14 protein-coding genes are annotated in these 21,001 nt (G+C 37.5%); 6 read left to right on the forward strand and 8 right to left on the reverse strand.

What is annotated here, in order from left to right; translation table 11 throughout:
- Positions 1-217 precede the first annotated feature (217 nt).
- The 4 genes from AC3FI7_RS15875 to AC3FI7_RS15890 all read right to left on the reverse strand — a co-directional run bounded on the left by AC3FI7_RS15875 (position 218) and on the right by AC3FI7_RS15890 (position 3,892).
- Positions 218-1,045, reverse strand: a complete 828-nt coding sequence (locus AC3FI7_RS15875; RefSeq protein WP_142723643.1) for a YoaK family protein — start codon at positions 1,043-1,045, stop codon at positions 218-220.
- Between the two features lie 28 nt (positions 1,046-1,073).
- Positions 1,074-1,568: a hypothetical protein gene (locus AC3FI7_RS15880; protein ID WP_491460479.1), complete on the reverse strand. Its 495-nt coding sequence runs from the start codon at positions 1,566-1,568 to the stop codon at positions 1,074-1,076.
- Positions 1,569-1,768: 200 nt separating this feature from the next.
- Complete coding sequence (locus AC3FI7_RS15885; protein WP_491460480.1) at positions 1,769-3,181, reverse strand: sensor histidine kinase; 1,413 nt, start codon at positions 3,179-3,181, stop codon at positions 1,769-1,771.
- A gap of 3 nt (positions 3,182-3,184) precedes the next feature.
- Entirely contained in the window at positions 3,185-3,892 is a 708-nt protein-coding gene (locus AC3FI7_RS15890) for a response regulator transcription factor (protein WP_343660651.1), read from the reverse strand.
- Between the two features lie 191 nt (positions 3,893-4,083).
- On the opposite strand from AC3FI7_RS15890, the gene AC3FI7_RS15895 reads away from it, so the two are divergent.
- From AC3FI7_RS15895 to AC3FI7_RS15920, 6 genes are all read left to right on the forward strand, one after another.
- Positions 4,084-4,653 (forward strand): helix-turn-helix domain-containing protein, encoded by a 570-nt coding sequence (locus AC3FI7_RS15895; RefSeq protein ID WP_491460481.1) that lies wholly within the window; start codon positions 4,084-4,086, stop codon positions 4,651-4,653.
- Positions 4,654-5,192: 539 nt separating this feature from the next.
- Positions 5,193-8,018, forward strand: a complete 2,826-nt coding sequence (locus AC3FI7_RS15900) for a TonB-dependent receptor (protein WP_491460482.1) — start codon at positions 5,193-5,195, stop codon at positions 8,016-8,018.
- A gap of 9 nt (positions 8,019-8,027) precedes the next feature.
- Positions 8,028-9,326 (forward strand): DUF5690 family protein, encoded by a 1,299-nt coding sequence (locus AC3FI7_RS15905; RefSeq protein ID WP_491460483.1) that lies wholly within the window; start codon positions 8,028-8,030, stop codon positions 9,324-9,326.
- Between the two features lie 11 nt (positions 9,327-9,337).
- Entirely contained in the window at positions 9,338-10,492 is a 1,155-nt protein-coding gene (locus tag AC3FI7_RS15910) for a TIGR03364 family FAD-dependent oxidoreductase (protein ID WP_491460484.1), read from the forward strand.
- A 7-nt stretch (positions 10,493-10,499) separates the two neighbouring features.
- Positions 10,500-11,168, forward strand: a complete 669-nt coding sequence (locus AC3FI7_RS15915; RefSeq protein ID WP_491460485.1) for an HAD-IA family hydrolase — start codon at positions 10,500-10,502, stop codon at positions 11,166-11,168.
- Positions 11,169-11,578: 410 nt separating this feature from the next.
- Positions 11,579-13,432 (forward strand): alkaline phosphatase family protein, encoded by a 1,854-nt coding sequence (locus tag AC3FI7_RS15920; RefSeq protein ID WP_491460486.1) that lies wholly within the window; start codon positions 11,579-11,581, stop codon positions 13,430-13,432.
- Positions 13,433-13,505: 73 nt separating this feature from the next.
- On the opposite strand, the gene AC3FI7_RS15925 is transcribed toward AC3FI7_RS15920, so the two are convergent.
- From AC3FI7_RS15925 to AC3FI7_RS15940, 4 genes are all read right to left on the reverse strand, one after another.
- Complete coding sequence (locus AC3FI7_RS15925) at positions 13,506-13,991, reverse strand: GNAT family N-acetyltransferase (protein WP_491460487.1); 486 nt, start codon at positions 13,989-13,991, stop codon at positions 13,506-13,508.
- A gap of 14 nt (positions 13,992-14,005) precedes the next feature.
- On the reverse strand, positions 14,006-15,421 hold the full coding sequence (locus AC3FI7_RS15930; RefSeq protein WP_142723632.1) for an aminotransferase-like domain-containing protein: 1,416 nt from the start codon (positions 15,419-15,421) through the stop codon (positions 14,006-14,008).
- Between the two features lie 41 nt (positions 15,422-15,462).
- The gene (locus AC3FI7_RS15935) at positions 15,463-15,831 is read right to left on the reverse strand and encodes a hypothetical protein (protein WP_291900523.1); all 369 of its coding nucleotides are present in this window, start codon (positions 15,829-15,831) and stop codon (positions 15,463-15,465) included.
- Positions 15,832-16,064: 233 nt separating this feature from the next.
- Positions 16,065-20,867 (reverse strand): DNA repair ATPase, encoded by a 4,803-nt coding sequence (locus AC3FI7_RS15940; protein WP_491460488.1) that lies wholly within the window; start codon positions 20,865-20,867, stop codon positions 16,065-16,067.
- Between the last annotated feature and the right edge of the window lie 134 nt (positions 20,868-21,001).

A 21,001-nucleotide genomic window follows, 5' to 3' on the forward strand; every position in this document is an offset into this window, starting at 1 on the left:
ATCCCCATCTGTTTTTTTTAATGTTTGTAATGAAGGGCGTTAGCAAGTTGATTGATCCCATTGGGAAATTTCCATTTCTGCAGCCATGAAAAACAGAATAAAAAACAATGAATTTATAGTTATTAAAGTCAATTTTTAAGAAAAATGCCCCTATTCTATGATAAAATAAGGGCACTTACAGCTAGTTTATACAAAAAATTAATAGTGTGTTTATATTTTAATCCTCAAAGACAAGCTTTCTCTTTTTCTCTTTTTTAGGAGCTCCATGAATTTTTTCATACAGATAAGCAAAAATATTGGGCTTTCTGTAAATTCTGTTGTACCTGTATTTTGTATTGAAGTGCCTTACATGAATTTTATAGGCATCATACCCGATGACAATCAACAGACATATACTGATCACATAGAACACTCTGAATTCCAGATAGTAATAAGTTAATCCAGAGAAAACAGCTCCCATCACATAAGCAAGCATAATACTCATCAGAAGCTTTGCTCTGCCGATCAGTTCTCCGTTTCTTCTGTACTTCTTCTGTGTAAACATAGATACGAGAATTCCCAGGTCGGTGGTTGTTCCGGTAAGGTGGGTGGTTTTCACAGAGAAATTAGAGATACTTGCTGTCAATCCGTTTTGTAATCCTGTCGCAAAAAGCATCAGGGCTACAAGGTATTCTGTTTCTTCTAATGTCTTCTGGTAGTAAAACTGCCCGTATACTCCTACGAAAAGAAGACATATAATCTCCAGCACAATCGGCATGGCATGGGCAAAGTATTTACTTTTCTTATTAAAATTAATAACAATAAAGTTGGAAACAAAGCTTCCGAAGAAGAAGAGGAAAATCCATCCTCCCACTACAGCTACCTGCGTCCAGTTTCCTTTACTGATTTCTGCTGCTAAAATAGCATAGTGTCCTGTTACGTTCGATGTAAAAGAGAGAAATATCAACAGGGAAGCAATATTTATAGTACCTGCTGTGAAAGCAGTCAGCGTCCCCAATCTGATATTGTCTCCCAATGTTCTGCTGTTACTATAATTTCTTAACATTTTCTATTTTTTTAAATTGTGTTTAATTTTAGACCTCTACAAAGATCTCTGCCAATCTGCCTCTTTCCGGGAGACTTTCTCTGGCTTCGATGGTAATTTCCTGAGAATTCAGTTCTTTGCATTTTTTGATATAAGGAATCAGATCGAATTTCCCTTTCCCTCTGCTTTTGACAGAAAGAGAATAATAAGCTTCCTCAATATTTTCTGCCTTCACATACTGGTTGAATGTTCTCTGGAAACTTCCTGTAAAAATGTCGCAGATGATTTTATTAATCAGATGAGGATATTTATTGCTGATAATTCCTAAAGCATCGCAGAACTCAGCAGGTCTGATTTTATTGAAAATAGTTGTTTTGGTACTGAATAAAAGATCTCTGATAGAATCTCCGGCATCATATCCGGAAGTCAGAAAGATGTTATATTGGTTCTGATCTTCTGCTGCGTCTTTCTCTTTAAGAACCTTTTTCAATATATTCAATGACTCAAGAGAATAATCTGTTGCAATTAAAATTGTTTTAGCCATGTTCTTATTATTTTGTATTGTGTTTATCTTTTTTGATGATACAAAACTAGAACGACCATATTAGAAGATCTTTGGAATAGAATTAAAATGTGATTAAAGAGATTAAAATGAGATTAGAAAATTGTTAAGGGGAGTTAATATGGCGAAAAAGCAAAACAGCAAATTTGCCATTTTGCGATTTTTCCTATTGTTCTTGCGGATTATCCTTTTGTTTCTTCCCCTTTCTGCATACTATAGAAATTCGGGAATTTCATCTGTACTGTTGTTCCCTGGTTTTCATGCGAGCTTACGATCAGTTCACCATGATGCATTCTTACGATGTTTCTTGCCAGTGGAAGTCCAATTCCGTAGCCTTCATAGTTATTCGTATTAGAAGCCCTGAAAAACGGATCGTAGATTTTATTCATTTCCACTTCCGGAATTCCGATACCGTTATCTTTTACGATGATATAAACGTCTGTATTGGTAGCTCCCAGGGAAACTTTAACTTGCTGAAAATTAGAATATTTACAGCCATTACTGATGATATTGGCCACTGCAAGATGCAACAGCTGCTCATTCCCCTGTACTTTAAGCTTCTTTGGATTATCCGGAAGCATGCTGATATCCAGATAGATATTATTCCGGGAATCAATTCTTCTGAGTGTTTCAATAACGTCCCAAAGCAGCTGGTCTATTCTTACTTTATCCATTTTCTGGATCTTTCCGTCGAATCCGGTTTGGGCAATCATCAACAAAGCCTTGATCTTTTTATCCAGCTTTTCAGCTTCATCCAGAATGATTCCCAGGGTTTCTTTGTATTCATCAGTCGTTCTGCTTATAGAAAGGGCAACATCGGCTTCTCCCATGATAGAGGTAAGCGGGGTTCTCAATTCGTGGGAAACATTTCCGATAAGATGATTCTGGGTTTCAAATGAAGTTTCAATACGGTTGAGCATATCATTGAAGGTATCTACCAGCTCATTCAGTTCTTTATTATCAGGCTGGGACTCAAGTCTTAAGTGAAGATTTTCAGAACTGATTTCCTTTACTTTACCGGTTATTTTCAAGATCGGTCTGAATAAGGTTTTGGACAGGTAAAAAGAAAAGATCATACTGAAGAACAGAGAAAGTACAATACAGGTAATTAATGTTCTCTTTAAAAAGCCCAGATAATAAACAACATAGTGATTTTTAGCTGAAGCGATTGCTATATAATCTTTATCATCATGTCTGAAGCTCTGTCCTATATAATAGAATTCCTTGTCATTATAATTGGATTCCCCTTCCTTAATAATGTTTTTAAAGAAATAATCAGGGATATGCACTTCCTGAGATATTTTTTTGAAATTGGAATCTGCAGGAACGGCAAAAACATAGTCCTTTTCCATTGGAAGTTCCTCATCATTTAAACTGTTGAGAACATAATTTTCCGGCAGATCGAGATGGTCTTTACTTTTTTCGATCTGAACAATAGTCGCAGTCCTGATCTTCAGCAGCTCATAGAATCTTTGATGTGAAAAATTAACGATAGAAAAGTACACCAAACCACTGAACAGCAAAATGATGGCAGTAAAAACCAACATTAAAAGCACCATCGTTTTGGTCTGATTTGTAATGACTTTATTAAACATCCATTATGTCTTTTTCAGAACATAACCCATTCCTATAACGGTATGAATCAGTTTATTATCGTCCTGACTGTCCAGTTTTTTTCTTAAATAATTTACATATACATCCACCACATTGGTTCCCAGCTCATAATTCACGCCCCAAACAGCATCGAGAATTTCCGCTCTGGAAATTACTTTTTCCGGATTATTCAGAAAATACAGCAGCAGTTTATATTCTGTAGAAGTAAGCGAAATGTCTTCTCCTGCACGGGTTACTTTCTTGGTATAATCATTCACCATCAGATCCGAAAACTGGAAAACATGTTCATTATCGGGCTCCGGTTCGGCAATTTCCTGTGGACCATTATGATTGCTTCTCCTCAGCAAAGACTTCACGCGGGCTACCAGCTCAATGAATTTAAAAGGTTTTACCAGATAATCATCTCCTCCGCTTTCCAGCCCGAGAACGATATTTTCTGAAGTTCCTAATGCCGTTAAAAACAAAATAGGAACACTCTGATTAGTTTTTCTTATTTCTTTACATACATCCAGCCCATTCATTTCCGGAAGCATAATATCTAAAATTACCAGATCAAAATCGTTAGCCTGCACCAGCTGTACTCCTGTACGCCCGTCAAAAGCCACAGAAATTTCATACCCGTTTTCCTGAAGTCCCTTTTTAATAAAGGAAACTACACTGGTTTCGTCTTCGATGAGAATAATTTTTTTCATAGATGAAATAAGGAGTTTTACAAAAATAGGGAAATTTTCTTGGGGAGAAAAAGAGAAAGAATCCGAGAAAGCGAACTGCAAATAATAATTTTCAATGAATTGATTCCCTCCTGTATCCAAACTCTATAGAATAATATTACCTTTGTTTCAATATAATGATGATAAATAATTCAGGTTAAATTACACACAGTATGAATGACTTTTTAATAGGTATCGGCAAGAGATTAAAGGATATTAGAAAAAAGAATAATTTAACCATTAATGAACTGGCTTTCAAAGCCAATGTGAGCAACGGTCTTGTTTCCAGGATTGAAAACGGAAGAACGATTCCTTCACTTCCCGTTTTATTGGATCTGATTCAGTCGCTTGAGATTGATGCCAGTTATTTCTTTGAAGGGGTTGAGAAAAAATCCAACGCCAAATTCATCTATGTTCCTAAAGAAAGCCAGCAAGTCATTGAAAAAGAAGTAGAAGCTGAAGGATTCAAGTATATGCATATCTTCAGCAAGAGTCTTCATTCTTTAGGTTTTGAAGCTGTGCTGCTAACTCTTGAGCCCCACTCTAAAAGGGAAAAGGTCATTACAGATGCCTGGGAATTCAAATACATTCTGAAAGGAGAAGTGAAATATGTGATTGATAATGAAGAAATTATTCTTAAAGAAGGAGATTCCCTTTATTTCAATGGGAAGTTTCCACACGTTCCGGTAAGCATTAGTGATGAGAGTTGTGTGATGCTTGTTCTTTATTTTTATACTGCTTAACTGATTCTTTTTTAACGCAAAGCTTTTATTACTAAATCCTATAATTTTGAGGGTGCAAAGAATGGAATCAATAAAATTGATTCTTTCTAAGCGTATGCATAATACTCACGCTTAATCAGTTACAACGTCGCAGTCTTTGCATCCCAAAGTATATCCTGTGATTCTTTAGACTTTGCGTTTAAATCATATTCAAATTTTTACATCATTCTTCAATTTTTAATTTCAGCACACACAAAAGTTTACAAATATGCAACTTTTGTTTTTCCGTTTTCTTCCAAGATGAACGGAATATGAACTAAAACAAGCCTTTTTTCAGCTGGTTTCTATTCCTGTTATTTTTGGTAAATATTTACTAAAAACGTTGAAACAGTCACTTTAAAGCTGCTTTTTTTGAATTTTCAAAGGTTAACTACTATTGGTTTTAAAGTAAAAAAGACGTAACAAACCTTGCTCATTTGTTAAACAATACTTAACACGAAATATTTATATATATTAAAATTATTAGCGTGATTTGCATAAAAAATTTAATATATGTAAAAATGAAAACAAATTTAGAGAACTTACTTACCCTTTTTTTTGTCTGTTTCATGGTCTGTGTTTCAGCACAAAAGCAGTTAATTATAGGAGCTGTAGCTGATGACAGCCAGCCTCTTCCCGGGGCTACAGTCAAAATAAAAGGCTTATCTAAAAATATAACCACTGATATTGAAGGAAAATTCACCATCAACGACATCAAAGAAGGCCAGTATACTTTACAGATCAGCTATATAGGATATGATTCTTCAGACATTACGGTTGATCTGAAACCCGAACAAACAGTTGATCTGGGAATCATCAAACTTTCCCAACCCCGAAAAAAAATTGACGAAGTTGTAGTAACCGGAACCTTAAAAAATACGGAAGCAAGAGCTTTAAGTCTTCAGAAAAATGCCATCAATATTACCAATGTAATCGCCTCAGACGGGATAGGAAAATTACCGGACAGGAATGCAGCAGAAACCGTACAGCGTGTACAGGGAGTTTCTATTGAAAGAGACCAGGGAGAAGGAAGGTTTGTTTCCCTGAGAGGACTTCCTCCATTCTGGGCATCTACAACCATTAACGGAAACAGGCTTCCCACCGCAGAGGAGGAAACGACTTCCAGAGCCACCGCATTCGACTTCTTTCCCACAGAACTGATCTCATATGTACATGTAAATAAGTCTTTTACCCCAGATATTGAAGCTGACGGAATAGGCGGCGGTGTCAATTTCATCACTAAAACTCCGCCTATGAAAACAGAATTCAAGGCCACTGTAGGAAGCGGTTATAATGAAAAGTCTGATAAGGGAGTTTACAATCTTGGATTTTTATATGGAGGCAGAACGAAGGATAAAAAATTCGGGTATTTATTCAATTTTGCCCATTTCATCAGAAACTGGTCTACGGATAATTTTGAAGCGCGAAGAAGTGGTGATGAAGGTGTTTTCAGACTTGAACTCCGCGATTATAATGGGGTAAGAAAGACAACAGGGATCAATACAGCTTTTGAATATGTACTGTCTCCAAAAACGACCTTCTATTTAAAGGGAATGTATGGCACATTATCGGATGACGAAACCCATTACAAACACAGAATAAGGTTTGATAAATTCAGCAGCGCCAATAATACAGCAAGAGTGGAACTTCAGAACATCCACAATTTACTGATCACAGAACTTACCTCTGTTTCTTTGGGTGCCGTTCATCATTTCAATAAAGGGAAAATAGACTGGGATCTATCTTACTATGACAACCAATTCAAATATGGAAATATTCCCGATAAACAGAACAATTCTTATTATGTGATCAAATATTCCCAATCTGGTGTAGGCATCAATCCTGATTATATTTCAGATCATGGAAATGGCCCAAGAGCCTATTGGAAAGCAGATGGTGGGAAATTAGATTACAAAAACCCGGATGCATTATTCGGCTTCTATAGCGACCCTAACTTTAAAATGGATGCTTCCAAGATGAGATTTACAGATCTTGAATTCTATAAGGTATTTGTAGAGGAAAAGGATAAGATTGTAGCAGCATTCAATCACGAAATTAATGCTTCTGATAAGCTGACCTTAAAATATGGTTTTAAATACAGAGATAAGGAACGTAATGCAAAATTCTCCGATATTTTTTACAACTGGAGCAACGGAACCGCACCTCTTCTGTCCGATTATTCTCAATATATCACGACACAACCTAACGGACCTAAATATTTAAGTGAAATGAATGCACACATCGGCAATACGTTTGGCCCGGTACTTTCAACCACAGGAATGAACCAGTTCTGGTATGATCATCAGGGAAATCTGAAGATCAATACTGCAGATTCTGAAGCATTAGAATATAACAAAGCCTTAGGAAGAAACTTTGATGTGTTTGAAAAACATGCAGACGCTTATGGGATGGCCACCTATAAACTGAATGATAAGATTACCATTTTAGGAGGAATCAGACTATCCAATACCAATACAAAAGTAAAAGGATACAGTGTAAATGATAATGTACTGACCCCTGTAGAAAATACCAAAAATTATCTGGCTGTTCTTCCAATGGTTCATTTAAAATATACTTTGAATGATAAAACCAATCTTCGTTTTGCTGCGACAAGAACTTTCTCAAGACCGAATTTTGGTGATCTGACCCCGGGAGGAACTTATATTGAAGCAGACAACGAGTTCAAAGGGGGAAACCCAAATCTTAATCCTACGTATTCTTTGAATTTTGACCTGATGGGAGAATATTATTTTTCCAATGTCGGGATTCTGAGCGGTGGTGTTTTCTATAAATCCATTACAGATCCTATTTTCCAGGACTCTTTTATCGGAAATTATAACGGAATCAATGGAGTACAGTTTACAGCTCCAAACAATGGAAAAGCAGCATGGTTAGGGGGAATTGAATTGGGAATTAATAAAAGATTTGATTTCCTGCCAGGGTTTTTACAGTACTTCGGGGTACAGTTGAATGCCACCTTCATGACTTCCGAAATGGAAAAGCCAAGTGGAAGAAAGGTAGCCCTTCCTTATCAGGCAAAGGAGTTGTATAATGCCCAGCTTTTCTTTGAGAAAAAAGGATTCAACGCAAGGCTGGCTTACAATTACAAAGGAAAATATGCCGTAGAATATGCTGAAGAGGATATTAATGATTCTTATTATGGTAAATACAGCAATCTGGACTTCGGGGGTTCTTATCAGTTTACCAAATACCTGACTCTGTATGCGGATGTAAACAATATTCTGAACAAACCCCTAATCTATCATTTCGGTAAAAGTGAAGACCGTCCGGAGCAGGTAGAATATTATGGAGTACGATTCAATCTTGGAATAAAACTGAACTTCTAAATCATTACCATGGCCAAAACCATCAGTAAAAAAACATTAGTAACACTGAAAGCTGCCTTTGCTGCTTTTGGTGTTTACTTCTGCATGTACGGTTTCAGGAAACCTTTTACCGTAGCCTCTTTCGAGGGGCTTTCTTATTTCGGGGTTGATTATAAGATTCTTATTATCATTGCCCAGGCTGTAGGATATTTTATCTCAAAATTCATTGGGATCAAATTTATCTCAGAGCTGAAACCTCAGAAAAGACTCACTTATCTGTTTGTTTTCATTGCCATTGCAGAACTTGCGTTGTTAGGATTTGCAGCTGTTCCCGCTCCTTACAATATTATATTTATGTTCATCAACGGTATTCCGCTGGGAATGGTCTGGGGAATTGTTTTCTCCTATATTGAAGGACGAAAAACCACAGAAATCATCGGACTTTTTTTATGTTCAAGCTTTGTGATTTCTTCAGGTTTTACAAAATCTGTAGGAAAATTTCTGATGGATACTTTCTCGGTTACAGAATTCTGGATGCCTTTTTCAGCCGGACTTATTTTCATAATTCCACTGATCCTTTTCGGGCTGCTTCTTGAAAGAATTCCCCAACCTTCAAACGAAGATATTTTGCTTAAAAACAAGAGACAACCATTGAATGGTAAAGAAAGAAAAGCCCTGATCCAACAATTTTTTGTTCCGATCGTATGTATCATCTTTTTATATATCAGCTTAACGGTTCTAAGGGATTTCAGAGATAATTTCAACCGTGAGATCTGGGACGGACTGCATTTTACTTTTGACAGTTCTGTTTTCACCTTAACAGAAATTCCTATCGCCGTAATGGTTCTGGTGATTTTAAGTTTTATGGTAAAAGTCAAAAACAATAAAAAGGCATTTGCCTATTATCATTACATCCTTTTTGCGGGAATTCTTACGGTAGGAATTTCCACCTATCTGTTTCAGCAGGGTTCTCTGTCGCCTTTTTTATGGATGACGGTTTCAGGCTTCGGAATGTACATTTGCTATATTCCTTTCAATGGAATTTATTTTGACCGGATGATTGCCGCATTTGAAATCAAGGGAAATGTAGGTTTCCTGATCTATATTGTAGATTCCTTCGGGTACCTTGGAAGTGTCTTGATCCTGCTGTATAAAAACTTCGGTTCAGCTCAGACTTCTTGGTTAAATTTCTATATCAATTTAAATTATATCATCACCGTTACGGTTTTCGTTCTTTCGGTGATTGCATTTCTGGCATTCAGAAAAAAGTCAAAACCCAAATCTAACTCTAATCAATTCATCAATTTCGATACGTCGAAAATTTTATAAACTATAGTACAATGACAACAAAATTTGATTTAATCGTTGTAGGAGGTGGAATTTTAGGAACATTCCACGCTTATCATGCGCTGAAGAAAAATCTTAAAGTAGCTTTACTGGAAAGAAATTCTTTTCCTCAGGGTGCCACCGTAAGAAATTTCGGACAGGTAGTACCTTCCGGCATGGATCTTAAATGGCAGAATTTCGGAAGAGAAAGCCTTGCCATCTATAATGAACTTCATGATCAGGCAGATCTTACCATCAGACAAAACGGATCTGTATATATCGCTTCAAATGATGAAGAGCTCCAGCTGATTGAAGAACTTTATGAAATCAACAGAAATAATGATTATGAATCTGTTTTATTATCCAAAAGCGACTGCATTAAGAAATTTGACGGACTTCGCTCTGACTATTGTAAAGGGGGACTATTTTTTCCGCAGGAACTTTCAGTAGATTCGGCAGATATGATTGTAAAACTTCATAGGCTGCTTCAGGAGAAAATGGGATTACATATTTTTTATAACACCACAGTTCTTGAAACCCTTGAAGATGATCAGAAATGTATTGCAGTAGCTGCAGACGGAACAGCATTCAATGCCTCTAAAATCATAATCTGTGGCGGACATGAGTTCAAAACCTTATACCCTAAAGTATTCAATGACAGCGATCTGGAAGTAAGCAAACTTCAGATGCTGCAGACCAAACCGCAGGGAATCTATTCGCTTCAGGGAAATATTCTTACCGGGCTTTCCGTGAGAAGATACGAATCATTCAGCGAGTGTCCTTCTTTCCAGGAAATTAAGGCTTTAGAAGACCCTAACTCATTTGAGAAGAAATACGGAGTTCATATTTTATTCAAGCAGGCTCTTGACGGTTCTGTCATAATAGGAGACTCTCATGAATATGCAGACGCTAAAAATGCGGATGATCTTGGCTATGATCTTAATATGGAGATTGATGAATTCATGATTCATGAAGCAAAAAAAATCATTGATCTTCCTACATATGAGATACAAAGAAGATGGTTCGGCATCTACTCCCAATGCAAAACAAAAGATATTTTTGAGCACAGTCCATCTTCCAATATTCATATTGTAACGGGTATCGGAGGAAAAGGAATGACGGGAAGCGGCGGCTTCTCTAAGTTTAATATTGAAAAAATTTACGCATAACATTGAAATGAAAAATATAGAATTACTCGTTCTGGATATGGCCGGAACAACAATTGATGAAGACAATGTAGTTTACAAAACACTTACCAATGCCGTAAATGATTATGGCTATATGGTAAGTCTGGAAAAAGTATTATCCAGCTGTGCCGGGATGGAAAAACTGGAAGCCATCACAAGTCTTTTAAAGGAAATCAATGGAAATGTGGAGGATGCTCCTGCTATTTTTGAGAATTTTTCTGATCAGCTGAAAGAATCTTATCAAAATCTGGATGTAAAGCCCATCAACGGAACGGAAGATTTCCTGCTTAACATGAAGTCTCAAAACAAGAAGATCGTCTTAAATACAGGGTATACCTCAGAAATCGCTCATCAGCTTTTGAACAAACTGAACTGGAAGGAAAACATTCATTTTGATGCTTTGATTACTGCGGATGATGTTTCAGAAAGCCGCCCAAGCCCAGAGATGATCCATCTTGCCATGAAGAAATTCAATATTACGGAAGCCAGTAAAGTTTTAAAAGCGGGTGATTCTGTGATTGATATTGAAGAAGGTAAAAATGCAGGCTGCGGACTGACAGTAGCGGTTCTTTCCGGAGCACAAGGTAAAAAAGAGCTTGAAAAAGCATCTCCTGATTATATTCTGAATACGATTTCTGAGGCAGCGGGAATTCTTTAGCAACTTCTTTTTCAACATATTTTTAAATACTTCCTGACACAAATATTTTCATGGTTTTTCTATTGGAAATGTTTGTGTTTTTTTACCACCCCGTCAAAAATTCTTTGAATTTTCGACACCCCTCCGGAGGAGGGGAATATCGTACGGATCATTTGATATTTGTTATAGCCTAAACTTCCGGCAAACTTTTTTGAACTTTATATTCGTAAAGCATATAACTTAAAATAAATAAAGTCATTTTTCTTTTTGACTTTTGTGGTTAATCTATAAGCTTCTTTCTGTGAACTTTTTAATTATCAATTAATTAACTTTCAGTTCACGAATGTTTACAAATAGTAAATTAATTTTACAATAGTTGAAAATAAATTACTATTTGTAAACATTCTATATTTAAAAAACTCTTTTTCCTTATGAAAACAAAACTATTCTCAATGTCTGTTGTCATGAGCTGTTTCCTTGGAGCTCAGACCAAAAAAGTACTTTTTATCGGTATTGACGGATGCCGTGCAGATGTGATGATGTCTACTCCTACTCCCAACATTCAAAACCTTATCAGTCAGTCAATCTACTCTACCGATGGGCTTTGTGCTGCCACTACCTGGAGCGGAAACGGATGGAGCACTATGCTTACCGGAGTATGGCATACCAAACACAATGTTCAGGACAATAACTTTACCAGCCCGAACTTCGTCAACTATCCTGATTTTTTAACCAGAGCAGAGACCTTTAATCCTAATTTAAGAACCATTTCTCTGGCTCATTGGTCGCCTATTAACGATAAAATCATCCAAACCGCAGATGTAAAAACCAATCTGGCAACGGACCTTGCAGTAAAAAATGCAGCGGTAACGGCTTTACAGAATGACAACCCAGATATTCTCTTCGTAGATTTTGACGATGTAGATCATGCAGGACATTCTTATGGGTTTGCGTCAACAGTTCCTCAGTACGTTTCTTCTATCAAGACAACGGATACTTATATCGGAGAGATTGTTGCTGCGATGAAAAACAGGCCTTCTTACAGCAACGAAGACTGGCTGGTTGTGTTAACAACAGATCATGGTGCAATTGAAAGCTCTCATGGAGGCGGAAATCTTACTGAAAGAAATATTTTTACCGTGTATTCCAATCCGGGATTTACTCCTCAGCAGATCAGTAAAACCGTTCTGGAATCCAATATAACCTTTAATCAGCTGACCTTTCCGGCAGGAACATACGCAAAACCAACAAACCAGTCTGCTTTTAATTTCGGGGCCAATCAGGATTTCACCATTGAATTTTGGGTAAAACCTAACACAGCTTATTCCAGTGATCCGGTGATGATCAGTAATAAAAACTGGGCGAACGGAAAAAATAAAGGGTTTGTGTTCTCAGGCTATTCAGGGCAGACCTTTAAGATGAATATTGGAGATGGAACCAACAGAATTGACCTTGTGGGCGGAAAAGTGGAAACGAATAAGTGGAAACATATTGCTGCAAGTTTTGACAGAGATGGTCTTGTAACATTATATGAAGATGGTGTTCCTGTAACCTTTGCTAAAATGGGAACGATTGGAAATATTGATTCCGGGCTTCCTTTAACTTTAAACCAGGACGGAACGAATGCTTACGGCATTAATCTGGCGGCTTCTTATAAAGATGTAAGAATCTGGAAATCTGTTCTTCCGAACGATGTCATCGTAAACTGGGCCAATCAGGACATTACGCCTTCGCATCCTTATTATTCTCAATTATTAGCCGATTGGAAATGTAATGGAACTTCAGGAAATACATTGGCAGACTCTGGTCCAAACGCCAATCATATGACTGTGACGGGTTCTCCTACTTATAATGCGGGTACAGTGAATAATTTTAAGGTGTACGATTATACCTCAACAACAAGAGAAACAGATCATTTCCCTACGGTATTGAACTGGCTTTGTATTCCGGTAAAATCTTCATGGGGAATCGATGGAGTTAATAGAATTCCGGCATGTTCCAAAGAGATATTGGCCGCAAAAGAGACCAAGGTAATCGCTGATGACTTTAAAATCTATCCGAATCCTGTTTCAACATTCATAGGAATCCGGTATCAATCTGAGGATAAGGAAATTAAAGCAGAAATCATTGACAGTAAAGGAGCGGTTGTTTCAACATCACATTTACAGTCTTCAAGAGGTTTTTACGATGAAAAAATCAATATGGGAAATCTTCCGGCAGGTGTATATTACATTAAAATCAATGGAAGCAAAAAATCACTGACCAAGACTTTTATTAAGAAATAAAACAGTAAAGCAATTAGATTTAAATTTTGATATTAGAACAAGGATATTTCTATCCGAGTTCTAATATTTTTTCTTATTTACTGAAAATCAACTCCATCCGAACATCTGCACGGTCATACTCGGCTTTACCGATAGGAGTATGAATAAACCCTAATTTTTCATAAAGCTTAATCGCCGGAACCAGGATAGAATTGGTCACTAAAAAGACTTTTTCTGCATGTAATTCTCTTGCTTTTTCCACTAAGGCATTTCCCAGCAGATAGCCTAATTTTTTTCCCTGAGCTTTAGGACTTACTGCCATTTTTGAGAGTTCAAAAGTAAGAGGACGATCTTCTGTTTTTACCAATGCACAGGTTCCTACTGCTTCCCCGTCCAGCAAAGCAAAAACAATGTGTCCTCCTTTATCTAAAATTTCTTCTTCGGGATGATCCAGCAGTTTATAATCACCTGCTTCCATTACAAAAAATGTTTTGATCCATTCTTCATTCAAAGCTTTGAAGGCTTCTTTAAACTGAGGGTCATAGGCTACAATTTTTACTACATTCTTAATATCATTCATCACTATAAGGTTTATTAAATTCTGTTTTTTATCATTTTCCCCAGCTTTTCCAGGTCACTTTCCACTCTGTCTGTCCATTCCAGAGCGTAGTTCAGACGCATACAGTTCTGATATTGGTTATATTGTGAAAACATTCTTCCGGGAGCAAAATTTACTTTCTGGCTTACCGCAATATCATAAAGATCTTCTGTACAGATCCTTTTATCCAGCTCCAGCCAGAGCATAAACCCTCCTTTGGGCTCCGAGATTTTTGTATTATCAGGAAAGTAATCAATCACCGATTTTTGGATCTGAAGATAGTTGGCATACAGTTTTTTTCTGAACATTCTCAGGTGATGATCATACCGCCCATGGGCAAGGAAATCTGCAATGACCTCTGAAAATAAAGACGGCCCGGAAACAGTCTGAACGATTTTCTGACGGATAATCTTTTCTTTAAATTTTCCCGGAGCCACCCATCCCACTCTAAAGCCCGGAGCCAGTGTTTTCGAAACTGAGCCGGTCCACATCACAATTCCCGCTTCATCATAAAACTTACAGGGCTTGGGCCTCCCTGCTCCGAAGTAAATATTTCCATACACATCATCTTCAACGAGAGGAACATTATATTCCGTAAGCATTTTTACCAGCTCTTTTTTGTTTTCATCAGGCATCTGAAACCCTAACGGATTATTATAATTGACCACAAAACAACACGCGGAAAGCTTTGGAAGCACTTTCTTTAACTCATCCAAATCTACTCCTGTAATAGGATGAGTAGGAATTTCTACTGCCTTGAGTCCCAATAACTGAATGGCCTGAAGGATTCCGAAATAAACAGGACTTTCTACCGCTACCAAATCCCCAGGCTTTGTAACAGCCATCAAACAGTTGTAAACCGCATTCATTGCTCCCGAGGTAATCACCAGATCATCTTCCGTGATTTTGCCTTCCATTACAATAGACCATTTGGCAATTTCCCGGCGAAGCACTTCACTCCCCTGTACGGGTTCATAGTTTGTTCCGCTGTCACCTTTTCTTTTGATCACATCAATCATGCATTTTTTCATTTTGGCAACCGGAAGAAGACTTTTACCTGGAACTCCCAATCCAAACTGTGTGATATCTGTTCCTCCAATCACTCCAAATACTTTATCAATAAGATCCTGCGGGGTATTCTTTTTTTCTGAACCTTTCATCTGAGCTACGGAAGGCAGCGCCAGTTTTCGTTGGGAAGTCTGGCTTACATAATATCCATATTTTGGACGGGATTCTACCAGAGAGCGACTTTCCAGTTCCATATACGCCTGTTTTATGGTATTCAGACTTACATTATATAACTTCTGGGCGCTTCTCAATGAAGGCAACCGGTCTCCAAACTGCAGGGTTTCACTTTTGATCTGCTCTGTGACAGAATTGGCTATTTTAAGGTACAGAACATCTTTAGACATAGAATCTGGGTTTTACGTAAATGTACAATTTTATCCCGTATTTATTCAGGATTCAGCCAGTTGATCATACTGCTGATGCTGCTTTTTAATTGTTTCGGATCTTTGAAATTGGCGGTATTATTATTTTTTAAATATCTTTCGGCACGGGAAAAGAAATTTCTCTTTTCTCCCTCTGTCATCCTGTTTTTATCATAGATTTTGAAAGAAATTTCATCTTTTTCATTCACGATAAGGCTGGCAAAAGCAATAGCATCCTTTCCTTCTTTAGCCAAAAGAAAAGGAAGTCCGAAACTTGGATCTGCTAATTTCAGATTCTGCGTTTCCAGAAAAATATTTTTCAGCATCAACATGTCTGATATATAAGCTTCAGCATATTGAAACGGTTTCTGATGTTGAATGATTGTTTCCATATTTTCTTCTTTAGCTAAACAAAATTATGGAGTATTTGATCCTGGATACAGATACAGAACTATACAATATTATGGGTACAGATTTTTTACTTCATTACCTTTATCTATTGTGGATTAAGTGTGATTCATTTACAATCAATGCTCACTTTTAAAAACGTGAGAAAAACGCATATAAAAAAACAGGCTGCTTCTATTTTGAAACAGCCTGTCTGCTACTATTTAAAGTTTCATGGTTATTGTTCAGCTTTTTTAAGGGCTTCCTTGATTCCTTCCAATCCGTCACCAAACTGGGCAAGCAGTGCTACAATCTGTGACATTCTATCATTCTCACCCAATCCTTTTAAAGTTTTATTTTTAACAAAGGTTTTCTTTATTTCATTCCATCGCTCTGTTTCTTCTACCGAAAGAATTCCTATCAGCTCTTTTAGTTTCAGCATATTAGATTCTGCCCCTGTTGTCAGCGTCTGGGATTCGTTCTGATAGTGATTCAGGACAATCTGAGTAACTTCGCTGTCTTTCAGGATCGGCTGTATCTGTGCAATCAGTTTATTCATATTACGGTAAGATCCCTGCAGCTTGAATGGCGGTTCACTTCTGTAATCGTCTGACATGGCTGCGGATGCAATATATTCTTTGTTCACCTTCAACACCATATTTCTCACCATGATCGTGTTTTTCATTACTGCTCTGAAATCTGATATTTCACTGGAACTAAAGTTTCCTTTCAGGTTATCGGCAGGATTATCTGTAATCACACAATCATAGAGCTCATAAAGGTTTTCCATTCCCGGATTTGTTAATCTGGTGAGATACTCGTTAGACATCAGGGCATTTTCAATAAGGCTCAGGTCAAAAAGGTCTGTTTTCGAGCCGGATATTTCTCCCAAATTGTAGGTGTCTGAACGGTTGGCTAACATGTCCGGGATTTTAAACTTTTCTCCACTCTCCGTATAAGGGTTTCCAGCCATGACAAGGCAGAATCTTTTGGACCGAAGATCATAAGTTTTACTTTCTCCATTGTAGATTCCTTCGATTTTTCGCTGTCCGTCAGCAAGAGAGATAAATTTCTGTAAAAACTCAGGATTACAGTGCTGAATATCATCAAGATAAAGCATAACATTATCTCCCATTTCCAGCGCAAGATTCAGTTTTTCAAGCTCCTGTCTCGCACCTGCATTTTTGGCTTCGGAAGGGTCCGTTGACACAATATCATATCCTAAAGACGGACCGTTGATTTTCATAAATACCAATCCCATACGTTCTGCCATATATTCCATCAGGGTTGTTTTTCCGTATCCAGGAGGAGATACCAGAAGGAGCATTCCCATCCTGTCTGTTCTTTTGTCGGCACCCGCTGTTCCCAACTGCTTGGCAAGGTTCGCTCCGATGAGAGGAAAATAAACATCATTGATCAGTTTATTTCTTACAAATGAGCTTAATATCTGAGGTTTAAAGGTATCCAGTTTTAGTGCTTTTTTCTTTTCATCTACCCAACTGTATTTCAGTTCCTGCAGACGTTTATATTGGGGAACGGTAACGGTATTAAAATAGTTCAGCCGGGATACAAATTCAAAATAGTTCACATGATATTCTGTATCTTTTTCCAGAGACTTTAGCTCTTTTAGCGCTACTTCACAAGCAATGTGTTTGATATTTTTCGGATCAAACTTCTGGGTGATCAAAAATCCTGCTGCTTCCTGTACCGTATTTTGATCAGCATTAGAGTCAAATGCCTGTAATGCGCCTTCAGCAATATAATAACATGCCGAAGGATATTGATACATAGCCTGTAACTGAGCCATAAACTCCAGGTCTTTGCCTTTTTCTTTGAGTTCTTTCATGAACAGTTCATACAGAATGGCTGCTTTTTCTGAGATCAGGAAATTTTCTTTGTCCTCTTTTTTCAGGTAGATGGCAGCATTGATACAATCTGTTTCTTTAAAAATACCATGGGCCGATGCAAATGATTTCATTTCTTCTGAAAGCTCTTTGCTCAGATGTTCAAATTCCTGTTTTACAATGAATGATTGGGCAATAATAGATGCAGCCGCAAACTGTTTGGTATAATATTCCTTTCTTTCGGTTCCAAGGAAAAACCAGAAAAGCTGGGCAAGTGCTCTTTCCTGTGCTGTAAACCTCATCAGTCCCAGCTCATTGTGTATCTGCTGCAGTTTGAGAACAATTTTTTCGGCATCTTTATCATGGACCCCTTTTACCAGTCCTTCCCCAAAATGCTGTGAGGTAAAATCCTGTACAGCCTTTTCATTCTCTGCTTCCGAGGTTATTTCCTGATGAGCGGAAAATACGTTCCAGGCAAGATATTCAAATCTTTTTACCTTGTTGTTTTCTGAAACAAATTCCTGATTCCATACATCTTTGAATTCATCTGCAGTGAAATTCAGAGGCTCATAAAAGCCTGTTCCGGTAAGGTGATAGTAGTATTGGGCATTTCTCAGCACCAGCGTAAGATCCAGTTTCTGCTGATTGACGGCAAATTTATAGTCTCCTAACGCAATAATACTTTGCCCGTCCGCATAGATCTCTTTTTTATCTTTCAGTTTTCTTACTGCTTCCTGCTGCTGAGTCTTTAACAATGTCTGAATCTCTTCCGACTTTGCTGAATCTTCCCATTCTGCAAGCTGTCTGGATAGGTCTCTCACTTTCTCTACCATAAGATCTGCTGCAAAATAGCCATTGATCTCATTTTCAGAATCAAAGGATTCTGCTTTGGTCTGTACGGATTTCAGAATTCTCTGTGCTGCATCAAAGAGATTCTGAGTCCTTTTATTTCTTGCTTCGGTAAGCTGTACTCTTTTATTCTGAAAATGTCCGTAAACTTCTTCTCTTTTGCTTCCAATCTGCCCTATAAATTCTTCAAAATCAATAAATTTCGTCTCCATTTCTTCCAGCTGGATGGAAAGCTTGGTCAGATATTCATCACATTTTTCCGGGGTTTGTGAAAGTTCAAGAAAGTTGATTACAGACTGATCAAATAAAGTAATCTGGGCCTGAAAATCCGAAGCAAGCTCTTTTCCTGAAATTTCTCTTTTTCTTTTGCTGAGCTCAAGCCTTTCCTGATTCAGCCTGGCAAAAATCACTGAGATGTTTTCAATGATCTGAGTAGACTGGGAAGTATCTTCTATTTTAAGATTGTTGACAATATCCACCAATAATTCCAGCTTCCCGGAAAGGGTATTGATATTTTCTTCTATTGTTTTAGCGTCTATGGCTTTCTGCAGCTCAATAATGTCTGCTGATATCTGCTGCGCTCTTTCTTCATATGGCAATAATGCTCCTTCCTGAAGCAGAAATTCCACACAGGCATTTGACAGTTCTGTATAGCGGTCTGCAAGCGATTTTTCCAGTGTATCCAGCAGAACTGTGTCTGCATATTTGAGTTCCCTTGCTCCTGTAACTTCTCCTCTTAATACTCTGATATGAGAAAGGGCATCAATGTATTCTGTAAGCTGAGAATAGTGAAGTCTTCTGGTATCATCCAGAATTTTCTCACAGGCCTGTTTTATTTTTTCTAAAGCTTCTTCTGTATTTTTCCTCTGTTCTACTACTTTTTCGTATTCATTGATGGCAGAATGAGCAATGGCTCTGATCTCCTTCAATGGAACGTCCAGCTTCTGGACCTCATCTTCACCAAGGAAATAATAGGTATCCAGAATAAATGTAGAAAGCTTTACAATATCATTATAAAGACCGCTGTAAGAATCTTTTTTGTTCAGAAGGGTGATCAGTTCCTGGCTTTCCGCCATCACTCTTACGATATCCTTGTTTCCGATTTTATAAATTAAGCTGTCTGCCTTTTCAGTATTTGGCAGCAATTCTTTAGAAAAAGGAGTCTGCCAGATCTGTGCAAGGTGATTCTTTGTGGTTTCTGTACTTTCCCGAAGATAAATCAGTTTTCCATCATCAAGAAAAGTAAAGCCACTGCATCGGATGGGTGTTTCAATGGTCTGGGTGATAATATTATAGGAGATCAGCTGATAATTATTGGTTTTATCATCATAAAAAACGTATAAAAAATTTTCACCGTTGGGCTCTATAACCGTTTTCAGATAGTAAAGCCTGTTCTGATCCTGGGAAATTACCTTTAGTCCTCCTGTCTGAAGAGCATAACCGTTTGAAAATAGTACACCCTGGTTTTCCGGAAGCAGAAGTCCCGAATATTTAAGCGCATCTGCTCTGGAAACTGTTTTTTCTTTGTGATTATAAATGAAATAACGTTCTGTTTCCTGATAGGGTTTTATTTTAAACAGAACAAGATTATCCAGATCACAGAAATGAATCTCGGCATCGTCCAGATTCTGGTCTTTATGAATCACGTCTTCAGAATAAATTCCTTTCCCAGTATCTGTATTGTCTTCTACCTTGATGGTGATATCGCCACCAATGCTTTCTACAAAGACTTTATCTGCAAGAGAAATATGAGGATGTTTCCCGGATCTCTGCATATCTCTCGTTGCCTTTGTCCATGCAAAACCATGCTGCTGAGGGTATGAGGTCTCGGAGGCACTTCTTGAATCTACATAGATCAGTTGATTATCTTTGATCAGCCATTTAAAAGCTTTGATATCTGTAGTACTTTCTGACAGCTGGAAAACCATATAAAGGTAGTTTTCTGTGAAAGCAAATCTGGCAAAGAAAGTATTTCTGTAATATTTGTAAAGATTTTTGAATTCGTCAATGAAAACCTCATCATTGATCAGGGTGTAATCCTGAGGTTCAAACCGGTCATTATTAATTGTATATATTGAGAAAACATCCGAAATATGGATTTCCGTCTGAAGTCCAAGGTGTGCATTTGATCCGAATATCAGGTGGTCACCCAGTGAATAGATATCTTTGGCAATACAGCTGTGATCCGTAGAAATTCTTTCATTGGCTACAAGCGAAAAATCTACTCCGCCAAATATATTTTTACGGCTTTCGTTAAGCTGCTGAAGTCTCTGAATCAGGTCATTCTTCTGCTCATTTAAACGGTTCTGAATAATTTCGTAAGTTCCGGAATTAAGTTGTTCTGACATCATTTTTATTTAGGTTGTCATGACTGCTGCAGGTCTGCAGGTCTTTGTATAACTTTGGTACTTTGAAAATTTTTTAATCTAAACCTTATAGGTTTTGAAAACCTATAAGGTTTGAGGCTTAAAGTCTCTTAAAG

The sequence above is a fragment of the Chryseobacterium sp. TQ-BC-N36 genome (assembly GCF_058382295.1).

Bases quoted from the DNA above. Each gene is read 5' to 3' on its own strand.
- AC3FI7_RS15875 (WP_142723643.1), bottom strand. From the start codon at position 1,045: ATGTTAAGAAATTATAGTAACAGCAGAACATTGGGAGACAATATCAGA.
- AC3FI7_RS15880 (WP_491460479.1), bottom strand. From the start codon at position 1,568: ATGGCTAAAACAATTTTAATTGCAACAGATTATTCTCTTGAGTCATTG.
- AC3FI7_RS15885 (WP_491460480.1), bottom strand. From the start codon at position 3,181: ATGTTTAATAAAGTCATTACAAATCAGACCAAAACGATGGTGCTTTTA.
- AC3FI7_RS15890 (WP_343660651.1), bottom strand. From the start codon at position 3,892: ATGAAAAAAATTATTCTCATCGAAGACGAAACCAGTGTAGTTTCCTTT.
- AC3FI7_RS15895 (WP_491460481.1), top strand. From the start codon at position 4,084: ATGAATGACTTTTTAATAGGTATCGGCAAGAGATTAAAGGATATTAGA.
- AC3FI7_RS15900 (WP_491460482.1), top strand. From the start codon at position 5,193: ATGAAAACAAATTTAGAGAACTTACTTACCCTTTTTTTTGTCTGTTTC.
- AC3FI7_RS15905 (WP_491460483.1), top strand. From the start codon at position 8,028: ATGGCCAAAACCATCAGTAAAAAAACATTAGTAACACTGAAAGCTGCC.
- AC3FI7_RS15910 (WP_491460484.1), top strand. From the start codon at position 9,338: ATGACAACAAAATTTGATTTAATCGTTGTAGGAGGTGGAATTTTAGGA.
- AC3FI7_RS15915 (WP_491460485.1), top strand. From the start codon at position 10,500: ATGAAAAATATAGAATTACTCGTTCTGGATATGGCCGGAACAACAATT.
- AC3FI7_RS15920 (WP_491460486.1), top strand. From the start codon at position 11,579: ATGAAAACAAAACTATTCTCAATGTCTGTTGTCATGAGCTGTTTCCTT.
- AC3FI7_RS15925 (WP_491460487.1), bottom strand. From the start codon at position 13,991: ATGAATGATATTAAGAATGTAGTAAAAATTGTAGCCTATGACCCTCAG.
- AC3FI7_RS15930 (WP_142723632.1), bottom strand. From the start codon at position 15,421: ATGTCTAAAGATGTTCTGTACCTTAAAATAGCCAATTCTGTCACAGAG.
- AC3FI7_RS15935 (WP_291900523.1), bottom strand. From the start codon at position 15,831: ATGGAAACAATCATTCAACATCAGAAACCGTTTCAATATGCTGAAGCT.
- AC3FI7_RS15940 (WP_491460488.1), bottom strand. From the start codon at position 20,867: ATGTCAGAACAACTTAATTCCGGAACTTACGAAATTATTCAGAACCGT.